The organism is Mesobacillus sp. LC4 (assembly GCF_053543455.1).
Genome location: NZ_JBGCUB010000001.1, coordinates 1,152,039 through 1,175,000 on the forward strand (window position 1 = coordinate 1,152,039; position 22,962 = coordinate 1,175,000).

Below are 22,962 nucleotides of genomic sequence, written 5' to 3' on the forward strand. Positions count from 1 at the left end.
AAGTATGAATTATCATTAATCAATATTAAAAGGAAGTAAGTTCAATATTATGAAACCGCTTACAAATATAGTGTTATTTTAATATAATAAAAGAGACTCTCTAAAGAGTCTCTAAAAATTAAATTGTACCCCGGTCAACTCTTCTGAAACTTGCCATAAACGGTTCATGGTCACTTCATTAAACACACCAGGAGCCGGGATTTCAATTGCAGGATATCCTTTTCTATTGCCCCTGCCATCTGGTCCGATGTATTCACCGCCCGTCAGGCTGTCATCCGCTGCAGCATAAATCGTCGGAAGAGCCCCCATTGCTGCAGGTTGGGAAAAGAGTCTCATCAAACCTTTCATATATTTAGGCGTTTCCCCTTTTCCTAAATTGAATAGATTCGTATTTGATATTCCCGGGTGACAGGCAACACTGATTGTTTCGATTCCATGCATTTTCAAGCGGTTATCAAGCTCCTTTGCGAATAACAGGTTCGCAAGCTTGCTCTGCCCGTAAAACTTCATTGCTTTATAGCCTTTAGAGCCATCTAAATTGTCAAAGTCAATTGAAGCTCCACGATGAGCGATACTGCTTAAAGTGACAACTCGGGATTCTGGTGTCTTTTTCAAAATTGGCAGTAAAAGGCCTGTCAACGCAAAATGTCCTAGGTGATTGCTGCCAAATTGAAGTTCGAACCCATCCTTTGTCTTGCCGTATGGAGGAATCATCACCCCAGCGTTATTGATTAATATATGTAAATGTTTATATTTTTCGATAATAGCTGATGTAAAATCGCGAACACTTGCAAGGTCTGCCAGATCCAGTTTCATCATTTCAACTGATGCTTTACCATTTCCTTGCAGAATGGAATCTACAGCAGCCTTGCCCTTTTCTTCATTCCTTACCGCGAGAATGACATGTGCTCCCTTGTCGGAAAGCTTTCTGGCAGCTTCAAAGCCAATTCCGCTATTTGCTCCCGTAATAATAACGGTTTGTCCTGATAAGTTCTCCCTTAACATATACACGCACCTCCAAAGCTTCTATTTTACAAAATGACAAATGTTCTCGATGACTTCTTTTTCCCAAAAGTAGGAATTAAAGGTATGGTCTGCCCCAGTCACCAGGTGCAGTGCAGCCCGACCCTGGTAGCATTTCTTCTGATAATTCTTGGATTCCTCAATTGAAACAGCTTCATCCCTTGTTCCATGGATGATCAAAACATCCCGTTCAAATGATTTAGCCCTTTCCCATACATCAAAGGTATTTAGCTCAGCAATAAAATCCTTTCCTATTAAATCCCCGCCTATGTCGAATGCGTTCTCTTCTTTTATATACGCAGAATTTTCCTCCATAACTTTCACTTTCTCTGCCATATTGCCAGCTGGAGCCAGTAAAATAAGTTTCTCAATTTCCTCTGGGTGATCTCCGGCAAGAAGACTGGCAACCAATCCTCCCATGCTAAATCCAAGAACAATCACTTTTTCCTTATCAATTTCGGGATGTGATTGAACATACTGGAGAATCGTTTCTGCCTCTGTTAACTCATTCAAAACAGTCATATCTTCAAAATTTCCATCGCTTTCCCCGCTTCCTAAAAAATCGAATCGGAAGCTGGCAATCCCAAGTTCTTCAAGTGCCCTGGAAATCTTTAAAAAGAAACGGTGCGGCTCGAGCTTGCTGCCAGTAAAGCCATGCAGAAGAATAACAGCAGGAGCCTTTTTCTGAGCCAATAAGGGGAAATGCGCCATCCCCCTCATCACCTTGTTTTTATGTAAAAGCGAAACAGCTTGTTGCATTCGCATAACTCCTTCCGATGTTTTCAATATCTTCAATGGTATCACAATTGGTCTGATTAACCATTGAAATAAACTTGAATATAATCCATACTAAACACATAGGAATTATTGGAGGGATAAAAACATGAATCTTTTTGCTGAAAAATGTCCGCGTTGTAAAAAAACGCTGGAAGTTAAAGAGCATCCTTCAAGCAAGACGATCATCATTAAAGCTTGCACCACAGGCCATTATGAAAAGGAATTCCATCCAGCATTGGAGACATATATAGAGAGAAATAAAGTATCATAGTCTTTGAAGCAGGGCCTCAATTTGAGTGCCCTGCTTTTTCGTCAATGGGTTTTATTTTTAATTCACCAAGATGACAATTTTTGTTTTCATAATTTGTTCACATTTGTCTTCAAAACCGTAACAATTTCCATGTTAGAATGATTACAAATAAATTAGTGTGATATTTATCACACTCATTACCACAACTTACCGTTCATTTTTGCATCATTTTCAAAAACTTTGTGAACGAATGAACATAAGTTTGTGATAGAATGAACAAGTTCGATATTTGAAAGGAGCTGCAGTGATGAAGAAATCAAAACTTTTTTTGGTCTCCCTCACCTCGATCATAGCTGTGCTGTTGCTTAGCGGCTGTGAAAACAATATGGTGGTATTCAATCCTGAGGGACCAATTGCAAGGCAAATTCTGGAGTTAATCAACTTTTCGATTGCTTTGATGCTACTTGTTACAGTGGTTGTTTTCGGGCTATTCGGATTCATCGTCTGGAAGTATCGTGAAAAGAAAGACAATATGGATTACGAACCACCTGAAGAACACGGCAGCACTGTGCTCGAAATAATTTGGACAGTGATTCCGATTTTGATTATCGTAGCTTTGACGATCCCTACGGTTAAAACGATTTACGCTATAGATGAAATTCCTAAAGGATATGAGAATAAAGAACCTCTTGTCATTAACGTTACATCCGCAGATTGGAAATGGATATTCAGCTATCCGGAACAAGGAATCGAAACTGTGAACTATGTGAATATTCCTGAAGACCGCCCGATTGATTTCAGGCTGACTTCTGCAGGTACGATGCAAAGCTTCTGGATCCCTGCTTTAGCGGGCCAAAAGTACACGATGGCAAAAGCTGAAACACAGCTATATCTAGTGGCAGATAATCCTGGTTCCTATGTCGGAAAGAACACGAACTTCAACGGCCAGGGATATGCGGGCATGGAGTTCGAGGTACTTTCCCAGACACAAGAAGATTGGGATCAATGGATCAAAGATGTAAAAGAAACTGCTCCAAAAATGACATTGCAAGAGTATGAAAAAATGCTTGAGCCTTCCCACCTTGGACGGAAGACATTCTCAAATACTCACCTTGAGTGGGTTGATCACTCTGATCCGCATTCAAAGAACTACACAAATCCAGAAATGTATGATAGAGGACATGGCTGGCCTGGAAAGATCTTTGAGGATAAGGATAATTACAAGAATAAAGATGGAAACAATGAGCATTCAAATCATGGAAACAATGAAGATATGAAACATAAAGAATCCGAAACTGAAGATTCACACGGGGGTGACCACAGTGGGCATTAAGTGGGATGAATTTTTCGTAACAGGTGATCCATTAATTTTCGCATCACAAATCGGGATTGCCCTGACATTAGTTGGTGCATTAGCCGGCCTCACCTATTTTAAAAAATGGAATTATCTTTGGTCTGAATGGTTTACAACTGTTGACCACAAGAAGATTGGGATTATGTATATCCTGCTTGGCGTCGTGATGTTTTTCCGTGGCGGTATTGATGGCTTGATGATGAAAGGCCAGACTGCCGTACCGGAAAATGAATTCCTGAATGCACAGCACTATAACGAGGTATTCACCACTCACGGTGTCATCATGATTCTGTTTGTTGCGATGCCGCTCTTGATCGGTCTCATGAACTTTGTGATTCCTCTCCAGATCGGTGCTCGTGACGTTGCTTTTCCGCAGCTGAACGCCCTTAGCTTCTGGCTTACTGTCAGCGGTGCGGCGTTGTTCAATATATCATTTATCATCGGTGGATCTCCTGATGCCGGTTGGACTTCCTACTTCCCTCTTGCCGGGAAAGAATTCAGTCCGGGAATAGGAAATAACTTTTACGCAGTGGCCCTGCAAATTGCGGGTGCCGGTACTTTGATGACGGGTATTAACTTCGTTGTCACAGTGTTGAAAATGAGAACTAAAGGCATGACCCTGATGAAGATGCCGATGTTCACATGGACATCTTTCATTACATCCATCATCATCGTAGCCAGCTTCCCTATTTTTACAGTAGCGCTTGCCTTGATGACTTTTGACCGCACTTTCGGTACACACTTCTTCACGATTTCCGGAGGCGGCATGGATATGCTCTGGGCGAACTTGTTCTGGCTATGGGGACATCCAGAAGTTTATATCGTCGTGCTCCCGGCATTCGGTATGCTGTCGGATATTATCTCGACTTTTGCCCGTAAAACTTTGTATGGCTATAAGTCAATGGTCATCTCGATTGTTATGATTTCGGTTTTAAGTATGCTCGTTTGGGTTCACCACTTCTTCACAATGGGTAACAGCGCCGGCGTGAACTCTTTCTTCTCGATCACGACGATGGCAATTGCCATCCCGACAGGGGTTAAGGTTTTCAACTGGCTGTTCACGATGAGAAAAGGAAGGATCAAGTTTACAACAGCGATGCTCTGGGCATTGGCGTTCGTTCCTAACTTTGTTATCGGTGGTGTGACAGGAGTCATGCTTGCAATGGCCGCAGCTGACTATCAGTATCACAACACATTATTCCTGGTCGCTCACTTCCACTATGTGTTGATTCCTGGTGTAGTGTTCCCGATTTTTGCAGGTCTTTACTTCTGGTGGCCTAAAATGTTCGGATACATGCTGAACGAAAAGATTGGAAAATGGCATTTCTGGCTGTTCGTTGTTGGATTCAATGTAACGTTCATGCCAATGTTCTTCCTTGGACTAGACGGTGCGGTCCGCCGCGCATACACTTACTCAGCTGAGACTGGGTTTGGTCCATTGATGATGATTTCTGCTGTTGGATCAGTGATTCTTGCTGCAGGCTTTGCGGCTCTTGTTTACAACATTTACTGGAGCGCACGCAACGCTGACCGCAATATCGGAAATGACCCATGGGATGCAAGAACGCTTGAGTGGGCAACAGCAACACCTGTACAGCATTATAATTTTGCTTCCCTTCCGGAAGTTACAAAGCTTGATGCTTTCTGGCATATGAAAAAGAACAATGAACTTCAGCCGCTTACTGAAGATGAGATTGAGGAAATCCATCTGCCAAGCAATACATGGATCCCGATCTACATGGGTGTCATTTTTGGAATCTCTGGATTCTTGCTTGTATTTGAATGGACGATCGCAGCTGGAATTGCTGCTTTAGGTATTCTCGCTGGACTTGCCTTCCGTTCATTCGATTACGATGAAGGGTTCCATGTCCACAAGGATGAAATCTTTGAAACAGAAAGTAAATGGAGAAAAAGCGCGAAAAAAGGAGTGAAGAACCATGTCAGCTAAAGTCAATGCCGCTTTGCCGCTTGAATACCAGACAGAACAAAACAGGATGAATATCCTTGGATTCTGGGTCTTCCTTGGAGCGGAAATCGTTCTCTTCGCTACCCTTTTCGGAGTATATGGAGTGCTAGGTGAGCGTTATGCCGGCGGTCCGACACAGAAGGATATCTTCATAGTAAAAGATGTTATGATCCAAACGTTTTTGCTGCTGACAAGCAGCTTTACAATGGGTATCTCAATCTTTGAAATGCGAAGAAGCAATAAAAAAGGCATGCTTATGTGGCTAGTTTTCACCCTGCTGCTGGGTGGCGGATTCCTTTTCATGGAGATTCGCGAATTCATGCACTATGTCCATGAAGGTGCAACGATGCAGACAAGCGCGTTCCTATCCAGCTTCTTCGTTCTGCTGGGAACGCACGGGTTACACGTTACCATTGGGATTGGCTGGGCAATCCTGTTGATCATTCAAATATTGCAGCGAGGATTGACACCCATTACAGCCCGTAAAGCATTCATCTTCGGACTATACTGGCACTTCCTTGACGTCGTCTGGATCTTCATCTTTACATTTGTTTATTTACAAGGGTTGGTGATGTAATATGGATAATCATTCAAAAGTCTTCCCAATCAGCCATGTCATTGGATTCTTCATGTCCCTTATACTGACCTTCGGCGCAGCATGGATTGCCCTGCAGAGCTCCCTTTCAATGAAGGCGGTAATGTGGATCATCGGCACACTGGCAGTTTTCCAGGCCGGAATCCAGCTATACATGTTCATGCACATCAATGAAGGCGATGATAAAATAACGAATAACATCAATATTCTCTATTCAGCCTTCATCGCTGTCGTCATTGTCGCAGGCTCGATCTGGGTCATGACATCAGGTCACTCACATTAAAATAACGAAACCAGGCATCCTTTCGGGGTGCCTGGTTTTTTGTATGCAAAATAGTTTTGACTAGGTCCGGATTGCCTGTTTCGTGGTTGTGCCAGTAGGGTTATCTCCGAAGTTGCCTCTACTTCGGACAACTTTTGCTTGAATGCCTTCGATTTTGTCCGAAGTTGCCTCTACTTCAGACAACTTTCGCTTGAATGCCTTCGATTTTGTCCGAAGTTGCCTCTACTTCGGACAACTTTCGTTTGAATGTCTTCAATTTTGTCCGAAGTTGCCTCTACTTCGGACAACTTTCGTTTGAATGTCTTCAATTTTGTCCGAAGTTGCCTCTACTTCAGACAACTTTCGCTTGAATGCCTTCGATTTTGTCCGAACTTACCTCTACTTCGGACAACTTTCGCTTGAATGCCTTCGATTTTGTCCGAAGTTGCCTCTACTTCAGACAGCTTTTGCTTGAATGCCTTCGATTTTGTCCGAAGTTGCCTCTACTTCAGACAACTTTCGTTTGAATGTCTTCAATTTTGTCCGAAGTTGCCTCTACTTCAGACAACTTTCGCTTGAATGCCTTCAATTTTGTCCGAAGTTGCCTCTACTTCAGACAGCTTTTGCTTGAATGCCTTCAATTTTGTCCGAACCTGTTCCTACTCAGACATCTCTCGCTTCCACGTCCGGGGTTTTGTCTGAAGATCTTCTGCTCCGAATAAAAGAATACGCTTTATTAAATCTTGGCCATCTCGCTTTTTCGCCCTTTAATCAAACGTAAACGAGGCAGTTTGCCTTCTTTTCTGAATAAAGAAAACATCGCAAAGTTAAATGCTGCAAGGAACAGTGATAGTACGGCATGCTGAAATCCGTGTGATGCCAATGCCAGGAATCCGCTTACAAGACAATACAATCCAACAATTAAATAAAAATACATAAGAAGTTTTCCCACTTCTCATTCCCCCACTTTTTCGTATGTAATTTTAATATTAACAGAATTTATAAATAAATGTCACATAATGTTCACAAATTACTGTTTATTTTTTCATAATTTAGATTTCAATACAGTTTTCAATTTCTTCACAAAAAAAAACAACGGGCGTTTACCCGTTGTTACCTTGATCCATTGTTTTTGCTTTTCGGTAATACTTATTATCCAGTTCTTAAAACGATGGTTTGGATAAAGAACAATTGCCAACCAGTTTCTGCAATCTTGGTTCATAGAAACTTAAACTCGCAAGAAAGTAACATGTTTCTGGGAAGTGGTGTTCCAGGAACCTGAGATTTGATTTATTTAATATGGTATTTTCCTTGTACTTTGCAACCATTTGCTTAATGAACTGATTCATTTCAAGCGTAGTCTTTCCTACTTCATAGATAAATTCCTGCTGGCGGGCAAAGCCTGGATGTTTTACCCTTAAATAATTTTTTAAGTGGTGATTTTGGACGATGTATAGCTGGAATCTTTTTTTGAATTCTTGCGCGGCCATGTTTGCACCCACTTCAATTGGGTCAAGCAGATTTTCGAAAAGTACAGCGTGACCAAGTTGATCTTCAAGCCAAAGATCCATTATTTGTGTAATTGACAGCCGAACTGGTTCCTGGCCTTCTACTAGATAGCTCAGTATCCGTAAATATTCCTGATTTTCACTTAAAGTACCATTTAAATAAGTAGGTGACAAATTCAAATTGACTTTGTTGTCGATACGGAGCGATTGCAAAGTGCCTTCAAAATCATAATAATTTTTGGCAAGCTTCCATGCTCTTCTTGAAAAATCAATCATTTGATTATCCTGGTAACCAGCATCACGAGGAATAGTTTGTAACTTTTCTAAAAGATTGTCATATAAGCCGATGAATTGGTTGGCGATTTTTACATACTCACTCTCGGCTGGCGATAACCCATCCCTGACAAAATAAGCATGATCCCGCAGCATTTCAAGCCAAAATGAATGTTCATCCCAAAGAGAAATCATATTCTTTCCCCCTCCTTTTCCCCTACTTATACTTACTGTTCAAAAGAAGAAGAAATGATGACCAGCAGAAATTTTTAAATGGACTCATCTTTTACCCTGAATTGAAGATACTAAGAAGAATCAAATCAATTCAATTCTCTTTCAAAAGGTGTTGCTAATGAAGAACTTAAAACTTTACATAATTTTAATGGCTGTCCTGCCCTGGCTCTCATTGCCCCTTCTTGGTAAGCAAACGTTCAAAAAATTTCTCCCGGGAACTTTGTTCATGGGAATATATTTAATGTTTGAAGGAAGATTGGCTGAAAGGAGAAAGTGGTGGTGGTTTCCGTTCAAGGTCAAACCGAACGTTATAGGTGAACTGCCTCTGATATGGGGACCTTTTTTTATAGGATCATTTTGGATCATGAAATATACCTATAAAAAATTCAACTTATATTTATTAGTCAACATCCTGATTGACTCACTATTCACTTATTATGTTTTGGACTTTTTCAAGAAATTTGGTTATGTGTCATTGGTGCGGTTAACAAAGTTTCAATTATCAATAGTATTTTTGATCAAGACCTTTGTTTTATATGGATTCCAGGTATTTTACGACAATGTGGTTAGGGGAATATCGAATAGGACTATCAATAATAAAAGCCTAAATGAACATAATAATAGATAAATCAACAGAAAGTGAGATGAGTGTATGGCAAGACAAGGTATGAGTAACAAAGATCAAACTAGAGAGCAAATAGAAAAGCATGATGAAAGAAATGATATTGAATTGGGCTCCGAGTTCCAAATCGGAAATTCAAAATCCCAGAGCCAGAAAAAAAGCGGAAAACAAGTAAATAAGAAATAACGAAATAACGAAATAACAAAGACGTCCACCATTAGTTGGGCGTCTTTTCTTGTGAATTACTTTCCCAATAATAAAAGGAATAAATTTCAGGAAGTTTATTTCAATTTTTAGTTTTAGAACAGGAATCATCGGGAAGGAACGTAATAAGAATGATAGAGGGAGGTGCTGAAGGTGAGCTTGTTGTACAGCAAGGCAATGGAAGCTTTTAAAAAGGATGCTGAACGGCAGAATGATTACCAAAAGAATGCAAAAAGAAAGGCGAAGAAATAATCCGCCTTCCAAATTGTTCATTCATCTTCTAGTCATCCCCAAATTGAGGATGATTTTTTTTGTTTTATTCAAGAGCATGTTAACTGTTCCAATGCGTATTGCTGATGGCCTTGAGAATCAGGCTAATAATCCCGGCGAATAGGATTGTTGAAAATAACAATAAAAGCTGGATATCACTCTGAAGAAAATCCGTTAAAATGATGTTATCAAAGTAAGCAATGGCTAAAACCCCTATTATATATAGACAATGTATCAAGACCGAAATCGACAGCGCGGGTTTTAAAACGTTCATTCTATCACTCCATAAAAAATGTTTCTTCTTAAGTTATTCCATATTATGTAACCTAAATCCTCTTTTTTTGCCAAATTTCTACTGAAATTCTTAAAGATAAAAAAAGAACGAAATCATGTAGATTTCGTCCTGTTTATTATAAATTCTCAATAAAAACCCTGATTACATCTGCACCGCCAATGAAAGTTCCGAGGGAACTCCCAAGGTTCGCAAGTATGACAATCAGCAATACACGGCTGACCTTATTTTGCCAGAATCCTTTAACACTGAATACATCTTCAGATAATGTCTCAAAGTCCTTGACACTCGGCCTGCGAATATACGCCTGTGTCAATCCTGCAAACCAGCCTGCGGCAAGCAAAGGATTTAAGGAAGTAATCGGCGCAGCTATAAAAGCAGTCAAAATCGTCAGTGGATGGCCCATGGCGATCGCAGCTCCCAGTGCGGAAAGGCTGCCATTCCATAAAATCCAGCTGATAGTCTGGGCAAAACCAGCAGTGGGGTTAGCCAAAAAGGTATAGAGAATAATAGCCAGAATCAATACAGGGATGCTCCAGCCTATGACTTTTGGCCATTTGGATTTCGGCGGTATTGCTCTAAGTTTTTTCAGATCGTGAGTCTTTTTGATTTCTTCCTTTATTCCCGGTACGTGGGCCGCACCAAGGACAGCGACGATTTTTTCGCCAGGTGCCTCTTTGATTTTTTGAGCTAGGTACTGGTCTCGCTCATCAATCAATGGCTTTTTCAGACGCGGAAACGTTTCGGTGAATTCATTCAGCATCGCATTAATCGTATCCTGTTCCTTCAGTTTTTCCAGTTCCTCCTCCGAGATGCTGTCCCGGCTGAAGATGCTTGTGATGATTTGGCTTAAAAGTAAAGCTTTTCCTTTCAAACCAAGGTTACCCCAAATTCGGGAAAAAGTAATCTGTATATTCCGGTCAGCGAGCACAAGTTCTGCTCCAACTTCCTTTGCAGATTCAATTCCCTGAATCATTTCCTGCCCTGCTTTGATTCCAAGCTCCTTCGCCATCCGGTTTTGGAAAGATGAAATAGCGAGATTCATCAATAATAAGGATGCTCGTTTTTCTTTGATGACCTGGATAATATCCATCTCCTGCCACTTTGAGCCCTCGGTAATCGTTTGATATCGCTGCTCGTCCAACTCAACGCAGACAGAGTCTGGTCTTTCTGCCTCAATGACCTCTTTTACCTGCTCTGCACTGTGTTTAGATACATGAGCAGTTCCGATCAGTATGTATTCCTTGCCATTCATTTCTATTCTCGTAATATTTTCCTCGCCCATAGATACCTTCCTTTTAATAGACCCATGCAAGCCAACTATATGTATTATAAATTTCGAAACTTAGTTTATGATTCATTTTACCATTATAACATGAACAATATCCCAAATATAAAGATATTTTACAAGCTAAAATATTTGCCGGAATAGGTCAGCACCCTTACGAACTGTTTGAACAGAGAAAGACCGCTCAAAAGTATAAATTTACTTCTGTGCGGTCAGGTTAAATCTATTTCGAATAGCTTGTTTTTATTGAGGATGACTTCCTGTTATTCATCAATTTCTTCACGATTGGATAAAGAACAGGACCCCACTTTAGAGCCGTTTTGATTAACTTTTTCATGCTTCATCCCTCCTCGAGTCTTAATATGTATATACCCTGACTAAATAAGAGACAATCCTGCATGATTTTGGCAATATGCAAATCTTACTTTGCAGGGGAGAGTTCGTCTTCCGTCACCCATTGATGATTGGTAACTTTTTCAGACCCATCAGTCGGCGAAAAGTCGACCATATAGACTGTTATTTCTTCGGCTGTATCGATGATGGCTTTCGCTCCTTGCATTCCTTCCATATGATTGGTATTGATAGTTGCTTCATCCCCTGGCTTTAATGGCTTGGCTCCGGCATCAAGCAATTCCTCATGGATGACCCACTCATGTCGTTCTACACGGTCTCCCCCATTCTTCGGATCATATGATAAGGAGTAAACGGTGGTGTCATAAGCTCCAACAATCGTCGCTTCCGCCCCATCCATGCCAGGCATGTGATCGTCAGTTATGATTGCCTTTCTGCCAACTTTGTATGTTGGATTCGCGGCTTCCTTCAGGCCTGCAGGTAAATCTCCTGACCCTGAGTGCTCCATATTTGCATGGCTGTCGTGGTTATCATTATTGGACTTTTCTTGATCACCACTGCAGGCAGTTAAAAATAAAGCTGTTGTCATTGATATCAGTACCATTACAAACTTATTGTTATGTTTCATTCTGTTTCTCCCTCCCATATTTAAGAAATTTATATCATTTATTTATGCAGAAATTATGAAGGTGGATTTACAATGAGAAAAATAAGAAAATCAATGATGGTTTTCTAATTTGCCAGCCTTTTTCTAGGCATTCGCATACATACCCGCATTTAACTATGGATATTTTAAAAATGAGGTGAGAAGTATGGACTTGCAACGTGTGAAGGAAATATTAGCTGCTGAAAATGAAATCTCTGTCCACTATCACGGAGTACCGATCTGGATTGAAAGCATCGATACTACTTCGAGCATGGCGATCATCTCGCCAAGAGGAACCCATGAAGAAAGACAGCTTGTCTCTATAGACGGTTTGGATGAAACTAGGTAGGGTTTTAATCTTGGCACAAAAAAATCCAGGCCATTGCGCCTGGATTCATTTAAAAAGCCCAATCCCCTAAGGGAGTCATTTTACGATCCTGCTTGCAGGACTCGCACACATGAAGCCTAACGGGTTGGAAAAGCTTTTCTTCCCTGTTTTCTGAAACATCCTTCCTTCCGCATACTTCGCATATTCTCATCCATTTCACCCCATTTTTGATATTGTCAAATGGCTAAGTTCTGTCGCGACTTCTTCTTGTTAACATTGGATTCATTAATACTATTTACAAGAAAGGAAAAATTATTTAAGGATTGCATGATAATTTTTAAGGGATTGATTTTTATTTACATAACATTATTATTTACTTATGATGACCCTATATCCCATATGTCCGAAAAACTCTTTTAATACTGTTTCAGCATTGGTTTCAGCTTTTTGTAAAATGCCTGAATCGATGGCTTCCTGCTTGATTTCTTCCTGAGCTAAAGCAGCTAAATCGAATCCTTGATCCCATTGTACTTTACCGCGTAGAAGGCCTTCATCCGAAAATGTTCTTACCTCATTCATTTTAATGGATGGCTCTTGAATGAATGTAGCCGGAGGCAATGCAATTTCTACAACCTTTTTATCGTCATCAACCTTTATGTCTTCCTGGTTCATTCCTTCTAAATCCACACCTGCAATTACAGTGGCTGGAACAATTAAAAGCAATTCTCGTTTTGTGCCAGGAAGATTCAGGTTTATTTTTTCCCCGAACAACTCATTATCCTCTTGCTCAAGTATTACCTTTACATGAGCCTCAGCTGTCGCGAGTGTTGCCAGTCCATGAACTTGTTCAATAAATACAGTCGATTCAGCTTTTCCTGTACTACCCGTAACATACCAGACTCCAGCACCAATCACTGATGTTAACAATAGCGAAATGAGCAGGATCCTGCTAAAAGTGCTTACCTTCGAAGTTCTTGGCGAATTGGCAGCAAGGGCAATTGATGTTTCCGCTCTTCCCGCCCTTAATTCCGTCAAAAGTTCATCAATTTTATTCATGACTTTTTCCTGCTTGTCCATTTATGTTCTAACCTCCTGTGCATTAAAAAATATAAATAATCCTTTTATTCGACAAATGCTTTTTTTAAAAAAAGCTCCATGAAGGAGACATAGTATTTATTACGTCCTAGTTTGGAATAAGTTTCATAAAATGACAGTTTGCGAGTTTTAACAGTTTTATTTTACAAGATTTGGGGGATAGATAACAATATTCAATCACCAAGAAGGAGGATTTTCATTTTGAGCCAATTAGAAGGAAAGGTCGCTTTTATAACAGGTGCCAGCTCAGGAATCGGAAGAGCGGCGGCGATCAAAGTGGCTAATGAGGGGGCAAAAGTAGCACTGATTGATGTAAAGGAAGAAAACGCCAGGGAAGTAAAAGAGTCAATTGAAGCTGCTGGGGGGAATGCCCTTATAGTCGAATGTGATATATCCACTCCGTCTGAAATGGAACAAAGCTTTCAAAAGGTGGCTGATACCTGGGGGTATGTCGATATCGTTTTTGCCAACGCAGGCATAAACGGTGTTATTGCCCCAATTGAAGACCTGACAGTAGAGGATTGGGACGAAACCATCAACACGAACCTCCGAGGGACTTTTCTTACTGTAAAATATGCCATACCACATATGAAGAAGAATGGCGGCAGCATCATCATCACAAGCTCCATCAACGGTAACAGGATATATAAGAATTTTGGTATGTCCGCCTACAGCACTTCTAAAATAGGACAAACAGGCTTCGGCAAAATGGCGGCACTTGAACTTGCACAGTATAAAATAAGAGTCAATATCATCTGTCCGGGAGCGATTGAAACCAATATAGGGAAAAACACATTTCCTCAAGAGGATGAACTTGAGAAAATCAAAATTCCGGTCGAATATCCAGAAGGCAACCAGCCACTTGAAGAACATGCCGGAAAACCGGAACAAGTAGCAGACCTTGTCTTCTTTCTAGCATCTGATCTGTCCTCGCACATAACTGGCACAGAAGTCTTTATAGATGGAGCAGAATCGCTTTTATAAAAGCTTCAATATAAAATGCTCAGGCTGTCCTGAGCATTTTTTACTTGTTGATTATTCCATAATGAACTAAATCTTCATATCGATCATCTTTCCTGATGTGGTCGGTTAAAATCCCTTCTTCTTTCATTCCCAACTTAGTCAAAACCCGTCCAGAAGCCGGATTTGAACCGAAGCAGCGAGCAAATACTTTATGTAACTTCTTTTCTTCGAAAGCAAATTGAAGCACCGCTTCCGCTGCCTCTGTTGCATAACCTTTCCCCCAAAACTCCTCGCCAATCCAATAAGCAATTTCACCTTGATTGAATCTCTGGTTACAAGATAATCCGATAGCCCCCAACAGTTGCCCACTTTCCTTCTCGGTTACAGCAAATTCGTATGATACACCCGCTTCATAATTTTCAAGATGCCTTTCCATCCATGACAAAGCATCTTTTAATGAGTATGGAAAAGGCAGGTACAAAGTATTATTGTAGATATTAACATTATTGCAAAGCCTGGCGACTTCTTTCGCATCAGACTGATCAAACATCCGCAGAATCAGTCTTGAAGTTGTGATTGTTTTGTTTTCTTGATCAAAGGCCATTTTGTCTCCCCTATTCCAATCAAAATTTTGCCAACCTATTCCCTGTATTCAATCAGCCAGCAATCACGATATTCTCCTTCATGGAGTTCGTGTTCAGTCAAGAGTTTAACTTTTTTGAAACCGCATTTTTCGTAGCATTTTATCGCACGCGCATTCCACACTTGCGGATCCATGACCACTATTTCAGCATGAAGCTGGTTAATGAGAAATTCCGTCATGGATGTGACCAGACTAGTTCCTATCCCTCTATTCCAATAGTCGACTTCCCCAATAAACTGATCTAATCCAAAAACTTTTTCCGGGTCATACTCATATTCACCTTTTGATGCCTCGTCCAATTCATAATATTGAATATAGCCTATGGGCTGCCCATCGTACTCAATTATGCATTTAACTTCCTCATCATCCGTATCATAAAAAACACTGTCGACTTTTTCTAAATCGAAAGGTTGATCCCGGCCTTCATAGTATTCAAGTACCATCGGATTTGAAAGCCACTTTGCTAATAACGGTTTATCTTTTTCTTTTAACCTTCGGACCGATAAACTGCCGTTCTGAAAAAAAACATCCATACTATTTCGAGTCCCATTCTTCAGCCAGAATCCCATAAACAATATGATCCACATAGTGATCATATAACCATTCTGCTTGCCTAATTTTTCCTTCCTCCTCAAACCCTAATCTTTCAGGGATGCCTCTGCTCTTTTTATTATCCGCCGCTGCCCTAATTTCAACTTTGTTCAATTTCAAATGGTCAAAGGCGTATTCAGTCAGTGCCCTGGCAACCTTCGTCATAATTCCTTTTCCTTGATATTCATGGCCAATCCAATAGCCGATGTAAGCCGTTTTGTTTGACCAATTGATACTGTTGAAACCTGCAGTACCAACGATTTCTCCTTCGTATAAAATAACGGTAGTCATGCTATTGTTATCGGCGTAACCTTTCATCGTTCCTTTTAAAAATTCTCTCGTGTCTTCAACCTTAGTTGTAAAGTCCAGCCACGGCAGCCACTCTTTTAAATAATCCCTAGACTTTTCAGTTAGTTCAAATACTCGGTCTGCATCATTTACCTCAGCTAGTTTTAAAGATAATTGTTCATTTATTTTAAATTGAAACATATGATATCCTCCTGAATATTTCTCTGATAACTAAAATTCATAAAAAGATCAGATTATAACAAGGTACTATTCGACAAAATCCTTCGTTTTCCTTTTATTGCTAGTGATTTCTTTCAAAGGAAAAGAGCTGCCCATTATTTTGGCAGCTCTTCAAAAACTATCTATAACTTTTCCCCGTTGGTGTTAATCACATCTTTATACCAAAAGAAAGACTTTTTCCTCCTCCGTTCCAAAGTTCCGCTGCCATCGTCATGCTTGTCCACATAGATATAGCCATACCTTTTGGAGAACTCGCCTGTTGACATGCTGACCATATCGATGCATCCCCAGCTCGTATAACCCATCAAGTCGACACCATCTTCAATTGCTTCGCCCATTGCTTTAATATGCTCGCGCAAATAGTCAATCCGATAGTCATCATTTATACTGCCGTCTTCTTCCATTTTGTCATAGGCTCCCAAGCCGTTTTCAACGACAAAGAGCGGAATCTGATAGCGATCATATAGTTTGTTCAAACTGATTCGCAATCCAACCGGATCGATTTCCCATCCCCAGTCACTAACTTCCAGGAATGGATTCCTCACACCGCCAATGATATTTCCTTCTGATGCATCCTCTTCGGTCTTCTCTATTTTCTCAGTGCGTGACATATAGTAGCTAAACCCGACGTAATCCACGGTGCCCTGCTTCAGTATTTTTAAATCCCCTTCTTCAATCTCCAGTTGAATATTGTGTTCTTTAAAGTATCGATTCGTAAAGGGCGGATACTCTCCGCGCACCTGGACATCTCCGCAAAAATAATTGAAGATCTGCTCTTCCTGAAGTCCGTGCAGGACATTTACAGGATTGCTGTCATAAGGGTAAACCGGCGCGAAAAGGATCATACATCCGATTTGCGAACCTGGAATAATTTCATGGCAGGCATTAACGGCGATGGCACTTGCTACTAATTGATGATGGTATGCCTGAAATGTTTGCTGGTATCGGTCCTCTTCTTTTCCAATCGAAAAACCAAGCCCATTAATCGGCATTACCAGAGCACTATTGATTTCATTGAACGTCATCCAATACTTAACCTTATCCTTATAACGGGTTAAGATGGTTTTGGCATATCTTTCGAAGAATGTCACCACCTGTCGATTACGCCAGCCACCGTACTCTTTCACCAAGTGAAGAGGCATTTCATAGTGGGATATGGTCACGATTGGTTCAATCCTATGCTTGCGCAATTCATCCAAAACCCGGTCGTAAAATTGAAGACCTTCCTCATTCGGCTCGGCTTCATCGCCATTCGGAAAAATTCTCGTCCAGGCAATTGACATCCTGAATGCCTTGAAACCCATCTCTGCGAACAAAGCAATATCCTCTTTGTATCGATGGTAAAAATCGATCGCTTCGTGATTCGGGTAATAGTGATCAAGTTTGATTTCAAAGTCGAATCCAGGTTTTGTTAAAATATCGTATCTTGCTTTTCCTCCTGGCAGAACATCCGCGACATTTAGGCCCTTCTTACCTTCGTTGTAGCCCCCTTCAATTTGATTGGCCGCAGTAGCACCGCCCCATAAAAACCCCTCAGGGAATTGATATGTTTTCATAGTTGTGAACCTCCGTTTTCTGTTCATAGTGTATTCATCCTAGTGGAATATGCTATGCCAAGCGAGTTGCTTTTTTCTGACAGCTTTTCTTGACCGTTTCTTGCCGTGTGGGTTCAAACCTGTCACAATTCCCGGCTTTTCTTGACAGCTTTTTGCCTGATGACCCCGAACCTGTCACAATTCCCGGCTTTTCTTGACAGCTTTTCGCCTGGTGACCCCGAACCTGTCACAATTCCCGGCTTTTCTTGACAGCTTTTCGCCTGGTGACCCCGAACCTGTCACAATACCGGGATTTTCTGACACCTTCCCAGCTGAGGGTCTCAAACCTGTCATAATTTTTCCGGTCCTTCGAACAACAGCTATCTAAATCGTATTACTGCATCTAATGATGATCTCACTACAAATTCTTCCCACCGGCTCAGTAAATCAATCCTACTAAAATTCCTTCTATTAATCAGTTCTAAACCTAGTAACCCGCAAATATGTTAGTGATAGGAACACTACTACTATAGAAAAAGGTGATAGGCTATGTTTGTTGTCCATTTTTTTGAAAACCGAACGGAGCTTTTGAATCAGCTTCGCCAGCAGGTTCCTGCTGTTGGAGAGGACTTGAAGATCAAGGGTCGCAAGGGGAAAGTAACAAGTGTGTTGGCAGTTGATGAGCAGACTTACCATGTGCTGCTGACACTGGAGTCGAAGGCGAAACAGGCGCAGGCGGCTGCTGATCTGTCCAAAAAGAAAAAGAGGTAATCAAAAAGTGGAGAGCCCCAGAGGGTTCTCCATTTTTTATCAGTCAGCTTCTGTTCAAGTAAGCCCAGGCATACTGGGCATATAGCTCCGCGCCAGTCCTTAGCGCATCTTCATCGATATTGAATTTGCCATGATGGTGGGCCCACTCGGTATCTTTTTCAGGATTGCCGCTTCCAACTAATGCAAAGCTTCCTGGAACCTCATCAAGATAGAAGCTGAAATCCTCCCCGCCCATGGTTGGTTTTTCGTGATAAATGACATCCTCGCCAAAGGCCTCTGATGCTACCTGCTGGACAAGCAGCGCACTATCTTCGTCATTGATGACCGCTTGAGTGCCACGTGTATATTCCACTCTAGCCGTAGCACCATAAACTGCTGCGACGTTTTCAGCGTAATGTGTCAGCTGTGTCTCGATATGGTCGCGTACTTCAGGGTCGAAGCAACGGACTGTCCCTTCTATCACTGCATTCTCGGCAATGACATTGAATCGTGTACCGACAACCATTTTACCGACCGTGAGCACTGCGCCCTGCTGCGGATCAATCGTTCTCGACACCACAGATTGGACATTCATGACAAAGGATGATGCAACCACTGCTGTATCGATGCAAGCTTGCGGGATCGCTCCATGGCCGCCTTTTCCTTTGAATGTCACTTTGAACAAATCAGCTGAAGCAAAGGAAGGTCCCGGTGTGCAGCTGACCTTATGCGTCGGCATTTGCGACCAGATATGGATTCCGAAGACATTGTCCACTCCTCCGACAGCGCCTTGTTCAACAAGAGCCTTTGCGCCCTGTGCGACTTCTTCCGCTGGCTGGAACAATAAACGGACATTTCCAGGCAAGTCTTCCTTGATCACATTCAATGCTTTAGCCGCGATCATCAGCATGGCGGTATGAGCATCATGGCCGCAAGCATGCATTTTCCCAGCTTCCTTTGAAGCGTATGACAACTCCTTGTTTAGTTCTTCAACTGAAAGAGCATCCATATCCCCTCTTAAGGCGACCGTTTTTCCTGGCTTGCCTCCCTCGATTTCAGCAATAACTCCAGTTGGCTCGGTGCGCCGATACGAAATTCCCAGCTCATCGAGATAAGCGCAAACAAAATCTGTCGTCTTGAACTCTTCCCATGAAAGCTCCGGCTCGCTGTGGAGCTTCCTCCTAATCTCTGTTAATTCGTCATTGTAGCTCTTGATAGCCTCTTTTAATCGCTCATTAATCTTCATTATTCCGCCTCCGTTAAGCTCTTAGCTGTTTCGTAAAAAATCTCTGCCGCTCTAGCTATGTCTTTAGAGTCGGACCATTCTTCCGGACAATGGCTCAATCCATACTTACTTGGAATAAACAGCATTCCAACATCGGTATAATCGGATAAAACCATCGCATCATGACCTGCGCCGCTATGGATCGAACAATACGGAATTTGCAACTCTTCGCTTTTCTCTTTTAAAAGGGAGCGGATACCTGGGTTCAGTTCTTTCGGCTGGATATATAAGAGCTGCTCAATTGTTGTTTCAATTCCACTACCATTAAAAGAATGAACAAGTTTCTTTGTTTTTTCGATCACATTCAATACATGCTCTTCCTTTCCTGACCGAATATCAACCGAGAAAACGACCTGATCAGGGATGACATTGGCGCCATTGGGATAGACATTCAAGCGACCGGTGGTAATGACTGTTCCTAGTCCTTCTTCTTCAGCAAGCGCGGGCAATTGAGCGATAATACTAGCGGCGGCCACCAGAGCGTCGGACCGGCGATCCATCGGAGTAGTACCTGCGTGGCCCGCCTGCCCTTTAACAGTCACTTCCAGCTGTGTCAGTCCTACAATCGCTTCTACAACTCCAATTGGTATATCCTTTTCTTCTAAAATAGGACCTTGTTCAATATGTAATTCAAGAAATGCTTTCATCGTTTTCGAATCTCTTTTTTTAGGGAGCGATGGGTCAAGCCCAATGCCACTCATTGCTTCGATTGTGGAAACACCGTTGTGGTCTCTCAGGCTCTTAAACTCTTCCTCTCCAAGCAAGCCGACCATTCCGCGGGAACCCATGAGCCCTCCGCCAAACCTTGCTCCTTCTTCCTCTACCAAGGCAACGATTTCAAGAGGATACTTGGGGCTCATGTTATTTTTCGTAAAGAGTGCTGCTACCTCAAGCGCGGCAACGACTCCTGCTGGACCATCATAGGCACCCCCGTGAGGGACCGAGTCAAAATGCGATCCGACCATCACACTAGGTGCATCCTTTAAAGTTCCTTCCAGTTTGCCAAAAATATTGCCAAATCCATCTTCTCTAACCTGCAAACCGTACTCTTTCATTTTTGCTTTAATATAATTGCGAGTTTTTAAATCCTCCTGGCTGTATGTCAGCCTTGTCGTCCCTTTTCCGGGAGTTGCGGTGTACTCACTGATTTGATCGATATGCTGTTGAATGCGTTCCTTCAATTCTAGCAATCTCATTCGCCTCTTTTCCTACAAGAATCCTACGAAGATACCGGCAAGTACAACCGATACGATCGTTACGGTGACAAATCCGCCCACAAGCATCGGTGGAAGCATATGACTGGTCAAAGCTTCTCTTTCTTTTTCATCCTCAGTCAATGAATTGATGACTTCATTTGTGATGATGTAATCTGCTGGGAAACCATAAAGTGCAGTCAACGATACAGCAAAGGCCATTTCTTTGCTCACCTTTAAGATCTTGCCGACGATGAATGAGAAAATGTACATTCCAGTGATGCCCAGAACAATTGCTCCAATCAGGGGAACCATAATTTCAAGAAGCATTCCTGGCGTTGCCTGCTTAAGTCCATCGAAAATGAATAACATCAAGACAAGAATCGCGATTCCAAATCCATTGGCCTTTTGCAGGGCTTGTTTCTCAAGGAATCCTACGCTTGTCCCGATGACACCAAATAAAAGTGCCAGTACGAATGGACTTACCGAGACGATAGGAGCCAGTAGTGTGGATGTTTGGTATGCCAGAAAAGCGACCAATGAGAGTCTGAAAAACTTAAAGAATTCCGTGTTGTATTTCTCTGGCAGGTTTTTAAACATTTTCAATTCAACAGGTTTCGTAGGGGCCTCTACGGTTGCGGCTACTTCAGCTGCTGCCAGGCTTCCCTCGCGATACTGCTTCAAAATCCTTTTTCCTTCTTTTTTCAGAACGAGAGAGGTTAATGGGTATCCCGCAAATCCCTGCATGACATAAATTACGATGGCGAATACGGATAGTGTTGCGAGTCCAGCTTCTTTTGCCCCTTCAGACATGATCAAGGCGGATACGACTCCACCAACCAAAGGCGGAATGGCAACGACCATTGTCTGGAATCCAAAGATGAGCGTACCAACACTCAATAATACGGCTACTATTCCTAAAATACCTGATAGAGCGATCACGATGGTTTTCCATTGATTTTTCAATTCCTGGATCGAAAGCAATGTTCCCATATTTGTAATTAACAAGTACATCATCATAACCGCTACTGCCGATGGCACACCAGCCAGGGAAACGATCTCTTTCGGGAAAAACGTCCAGTACCCAATCAGGAACAGTACTGCTGACACGAACATGGATGGAATCCATGCCTTAGTCCTTACTGCGACTAAATCTCCCACTAATAAAATGAATACAACAATAACTAAAGCTAACATCTGTGACATCATGAATCCCCCCATTATCTTTTTCACTTAAACGCTTCGCTTTACGAAAGGAAAAAAGTATTAGGTACGATGATAGTATAGATATAATATTCAGTCAATTATAAATTTTGTAAAATTTAAAAGAAAACGGTTACTTTTCGCTATTTGATTCCATTTACCTATTTTTGTGCAATATAAAAGGCGAGCCACTTTAAAAGCGGCCCGCCTTCTCAATTTATAGTTTTAGTCAGGATCTTTTGTTTTCAGTGAAACCGCCATTGGCTTTTTATCCAAACAGTATTCCAGCAAGACGATTTTACCTTCGAATTCCAACTGTTTAGCCAGGGCGATTACTTCTTCCCCTTCTTCTGTTGAGGACACAGACGAAATCTCTAAGCTGCCATTACTATTCTTGATTTGATTTAATAGCTCTTCTTTTGACATTTTTTCTTTCGTCTTCATTTTTATCACCCCTTGTTAGGATTACCTTTCTTTACCCAGGAGTGACACCGGCGAATCCAGGAAATTAATATCTTTTTTGGCAAAATAAACCTCAGGTAGGTCAGCAGTTGCAAATCATTAATACGTTTCCATCAGGATCTTTGAAATTGAAATACGCAAAATCTCCAATGCGTTCGATTTCTTTAGTAACGATAATTCCATTTAATTTTACAAAGCGATAAGCTTCATCAACATCATCCACCAGGAAATTAAATATAACATGGTCGGAAGGCTTCAGGTGAAAGCCGGGGTCGAAAGTGTGATCATCCAAAGTTAACCCGGTTTCAGACGTTACAGGAATATTATGGACGGGTGATTCTATTTTTTCGGCATCAAAAGGAATCCCCAGAAGGTTGTAATACCATTCTGCAGATTCTTTTAAGTTGCTCACGTGGATAAAAACATTGTTAACTTTATTGTAAAGTGGTGATTTCAAAACGACTCCCCCTA

26 protein-coding genes are annotated in these 22,962 nt (G+C 41.5%); 9 read left to right on the forward strand and 17 right to left on the reverse strand.

Annotation, left to right across the window (positions count from 1 at the left end; all coding sequences use genetic code 11):
• Positions 1-111 precede the first annotated feature (111 nt).
• Both AB5I83_RS05900 and AB5I83_RS05905 read right to left on the reverse strand, forming a co-directional pair.
• A complete protein-coding gene (locus tag AB5I83_RS05900; protein ID WP_448973582.1) occupies positions 112-1,005 on the reverse strand; it encodes an oxidoreductase in 894 nt (297 codons plus the stop codon).
• A gap of 21 nt (positions 1,006-1,026) precedes the next feature.
• On the reverse strand, positions 1,027-1,782 hold the full coding sequence (locus AB5I83_RS05905; RefSeq protein WP_448973584.1) for an alpha/beta hydrolase family protein: 756 nt from the start codon (positions 1,780-1,782) through the stop codon (positions 1,027-1,029).
• A 124-nt stretch (positions 1,783-1,906) separates the two neighbouring features.
• Here AB5I83_RS05905 and AB5I83_RS05910 point away from each other — a divergent pair, with 124 nt between their 5' ends.
• The 5 genes from AB5I83_RS05910 (at position 1,907) to qoxD (ending at position 6,248) form a co-directional block, all read left to right on the forward strand.
• Positions 1,907-2,071 carry a hypothetical protein gene (locus AB5I83_RS05910; RefSeq protein ID WP_448973586.1) on the forward strand — a complete coding sequence of 55 codons (165 nt, stop codon included), beginning with the start codon at positions 1,907-1,909 and terminating at the stop codon, positions 2,069-2,071.
• 286 nt (positions 2,072-2,357) lie between these two features.
• A complete protein-coding gene (gene qoxA, locus AB5I83_RS05915; protein WP_167830726.1) occupies positions 2,358-3,383 on the forward strand; it encodes a cytochrome aa3 quinol oxidase subunit II in 1,026 nt (341 codons plus the stop codon).
• Positions 3,373-5,352 (forward strand): cytochrome aa3 quinol oxidase subunit I, encoded by a 1,980-nt coding sequence (qoxB, locus tag AB5I83_RS05920; RefSeq protein WP_226084929.1) that lies wholly within the window; start codon positions 3,373-3,375, stop codon positions 5,350-5,352. The genes qoxA and qoxB overlap by 11 nt, the downstream gene beginning before the upstream one ends.
• Entirely contained in the window at positions 5,342-5,947 is a 606-nt protein-coding gene (qoxC, locus tag AB5I83_RS05925) for a cytochrome aa3 quinol oxidase subunit III (RefSeq protein WP_448973588.1), read from the forward strand. Before qoxB ends, qoxC begins: the two co-directional genes overlap by 11 nt.
• A gap of 1 nt (position 5,948) precedes the next feature.
• On the forward strand, positions 5,949-6,248 hold the full coding sequence (qoxD, locus tag AB5I83_RS05930; RefSeq protein WP_448973590.1) for a cytochrome aa3 quinol oxidase subunit IV: 300 nt from the start codon (positions 5,949-5,951) through the stop codon (positions 6,246-6,248).
• A 715-nt stretch (positions 6,249-6,963) separates the two neighbouring features.
• On the opposite strand, the gene AB5I83_RS05935 is transcribed toward qoxD, so the two are convergent.
• Positions 6,964-7,179 carry a hypothetical protein gene (locus tag AB5I83_RS05935; protein WP_226641705.1) on the reverse strand — a complete coding sequence of 72 codons (216 nt, stop codon included), beginning with the start codon at positions 7,177-7,179 and terminating at the stop codon, positions 6,964-6,966.
• A 211-nt stretch (positions 7,180-7,390) separates the two neighbouring features.
• The gene (locus AB5I83_RS05940; protein ID WP_448973592.1) at positions 7,391-8,203 is read right to left on the reverse strand and encodes a DUF2935 domain-containing protein; all 813 of its coding nucleotides are present in this window, start codon (positions 8,201-8,203) and stop codon (positions 7,391-7,393) included.
• 691 nt (positions 8,204-8,894) lie between these two features.
• On the opposite strand from AB5I83_RS05940, the gene AB5I83_RS05945 reads away from it, so the two are divergent.
• Positions 8,895-9,050 carry a hypothetical protein gene (locus AB5I83_RS05945; protein WP_226641702.1) on the forward strand — a complete coding sequence of 52 codons (156 nt, stop codon included), beginning with the start codon at positions 8,895-8,897 and terminating at the stop codon, positions 9,048-9,050.
• A gap of 349 nt (positions 9,051-9,399) precedes the next feature.
• Here the strand turns inward: AB5I83_RS05945 and AB5I83_RS05950 are convergent, their stop codons facing one another.
• From AB5I83_RS05950 to AB5I83_RS05960, 3 genes are all read right to left on the reverse strand, one after another.
• A complete protein-coding gene (locus AB5I83_RS05950; RefSeq protein ID WP_448973594.1) occupies positions 9,400-9,612 on the reverse strand; it encodes a hypothetical protein in 213 nt (70 codons plus the stop codon).
• Between the two features lie 136 nt (positions 9,613-9,748).
• A complete protein-coding gene (locus AB5I83_RS05955) occupies positions 9,749-10,915 on the reverse strand; it encodes a TraB/GumN family protein (RefSeq protein WP_448973596.1) in 1,167 nt (388 codons plus the stop codon).
• A gap of 424 nt (positions 10,916-11,339) precedes the next feature.
• Positions 11,340-11,897, reverse strand: coding sequence for a YdhK family protein (locus tag AB5I83_RS05960; RefSeq protein ID WP_448973598.1), 558 nt, complete (start codon positions 11,895-11,897; stop codon positions 11,340-11,342).
• Positions 11,898-12,081: 184 nt separating this feature from the next.
• On the opposite strand from AB5I83_RS05960, the gene AB5I83_RS05965 reads away from it, so the two are divergent.
• Entirely contained in the window at positions 12,082-12,264 is a 183-nt protein-coding gene (locus AB5I83_RS05965) for an H-type small acid-soluble spore protein (RefSeq protein ID WP_448973600.1), read from the forward strand.
• Positions 12,265-12,612: 348 nt separating this feature from the next.
• Here the strand turns inward: AB5I83_RS05965 and AB5I83_RS05970 are convergent, their stop codons facing one another.
• Positions 12,613-13,320, reverse strand: coding sequence for a DUF4230 domain-containing protein (locus AB5I83_RS05970; RefSeq protein ID WP_448973602.1), 708 nt, complete (start codon positions 13,318-13,320; stop codon positions 12,613-12,615).
• A gap of 216 nt (positions 13,321-13,536) precedes the next feature.
• Between AB5I83_RS05970 and AB5I83_RS05975 the strand changes: the two genes are divergently transcribed.
• Positions 13,537-14,322: an SDR family oxidoreductase gene (locus tag AB5I83_RS05975; RefSeq protein WP_448973938.1), complete on the forward strand. Its 786-nt coding sequence runs from the start codon at positions 13,537-13,539 to the stop codon at positions 14,320-14,322.
• Between the two features lie 40 nt (positions 14,323-14,362).
• Here the strand turns inward: AB5I83_RS05975 and AB5I83_RS05980 are convergent, their stop codons facing one another.
• From AB5I83_RS05980 to AB5I83_RS05995, 4 genes are all read right to left on the reverse strand, one after another.
• On the reverse strand, positions 14,363-14,905 hold the full coding sequence (locus AB5I83_RS05980; protein ID WP_448973604.1) for a GNAT family N-acetyltransferase: 543 nt from the start codon (positions 14,903-14,905) through the stop codon (positions 14,363-14,365).
• A 35-nt stretch (positions 14,906-14,940) separates the two neighbouring features.
• Positions 14,941-15,477 carry a GNAT family N-acetyltransferase gene (locus AB5I83_RS05985; protein WP_448973606.1) on the reverse strand — a complete coding sequence of 179 codons (537 nt, stop codon included), beginning with the start codon at positions 15,475-15,477 and terminating at the stop codon, positions 14,941-14,943.
• A 1-nt stretch (position 15,478) separates the two neighbouring features.
• Positions 15,479-16,024 (reverse strand): GNAT family N-acetyltransferase, encoded by a 546-nt coding sequence (locus tag AB5I83_RS05990; RefSeq protein WP_448973607.1) that lies wholly within the window; start codon positions 16,022-16,024, stop codon positions 15,479-15,481.
• 161 nt (positions 16,025-16,185) lie between these two features.
• Entirely contained in the window at positions 16,186-17,619 is a 1,434-nt protein-coding gene (locus tag AB5I83_RS05995; RefSeq protein WP_448973609.1) for a glycoside hydrolase family 1 protein, read from the reverse strand.
• Positions 17,620-18,147: 528 nt separating this feature from the next.
• Here AB5I83_RS05995 and AB5I83_RS06000 point away from each other — a divergent pair.
• Positions 18,148-18,369 (forward strand): hypothetical protein, encoded by a 222-nt coding sequence (locus tag AB5I83_RS06000; protein ID WP_448973611.1) that lies wholly within the window; start codon positions 18,148-18,150, stop codon positions 18,367-18,369.
• A 43-nt stretch (positions 18,370-18,412) separates the two neighbouring features.
• On the opposite strand, the gene AB5I83_RS06005 is transcribed toward AB5I83_RS06000, so the two are convergent.
• From AB5I83_RS06005 to AB5I83_RS06025, 5 genes are all read right to left on the reverse strand, one after another.
• Positions 18,413-19,594 carry an amidohydrolase gene (locus AB5I83_RS06005; protein WP_448973613.1) on the reverse strand — a complete coding sequence of 394 codons (1,182 nt, stop codon included), beginning with the start codon at positions 19,592-19,594 and terminating at the stop codon, positions 18,413-18,415.
• Entirely contained in the window at positions 19,594-20,829 is a 1,236-nt protein-coding gene (locus AB5I83_RS06010) for an allantoate amidohydrolase (protein ID WP_448973614.1), read from the reverse strand. The genes AB5I83_RS06005 and AB5I83_RS06010 overlap by 1 nt, the downstream gene beginning before the upstream one ends.
• 12 nt (positions 20,830-20,841) lie before the next feature.
• On the reverse strand, positions 20,842-22,032 hold the full coding sequence (locus AB5I83_RS06015) for a hypothetical protein (RefSeq protein ID WP_448973940.1): 1,191 nt from the start codon (positions 22,030-22,032) through the stop codon (positions 20,842-20,844).
• A 222-nt stretch (positions 22,033-22,254) separates the two neighbouring features.
• Entirely contained in the window at positions 22,255-22,473 is a 219-nt protein-coding gene (locus AB5I83_RS06020) for a hypothetical protein (RefSeq protein ID WP_448973616.1), read from the reverse strand.
• A gap of 100 nt (positions 22,474-22,573) precedes the next feature.
• Positions 22,574-22,948 carry a VOC family protein gene (locus tag AB5I83_RS06025; RefSeq protein WP_448973618.1) on the reverse strand — a complete coding sequence of 125 codons (375 nt, stop codon included), beginning with the start codon at positions 22,946-22,948 and terminating at the stop codon, positions 22,574-22,576.
• Between the last annotated feature and the right edge of the window lie 14 nt (positions 22,949-22,962).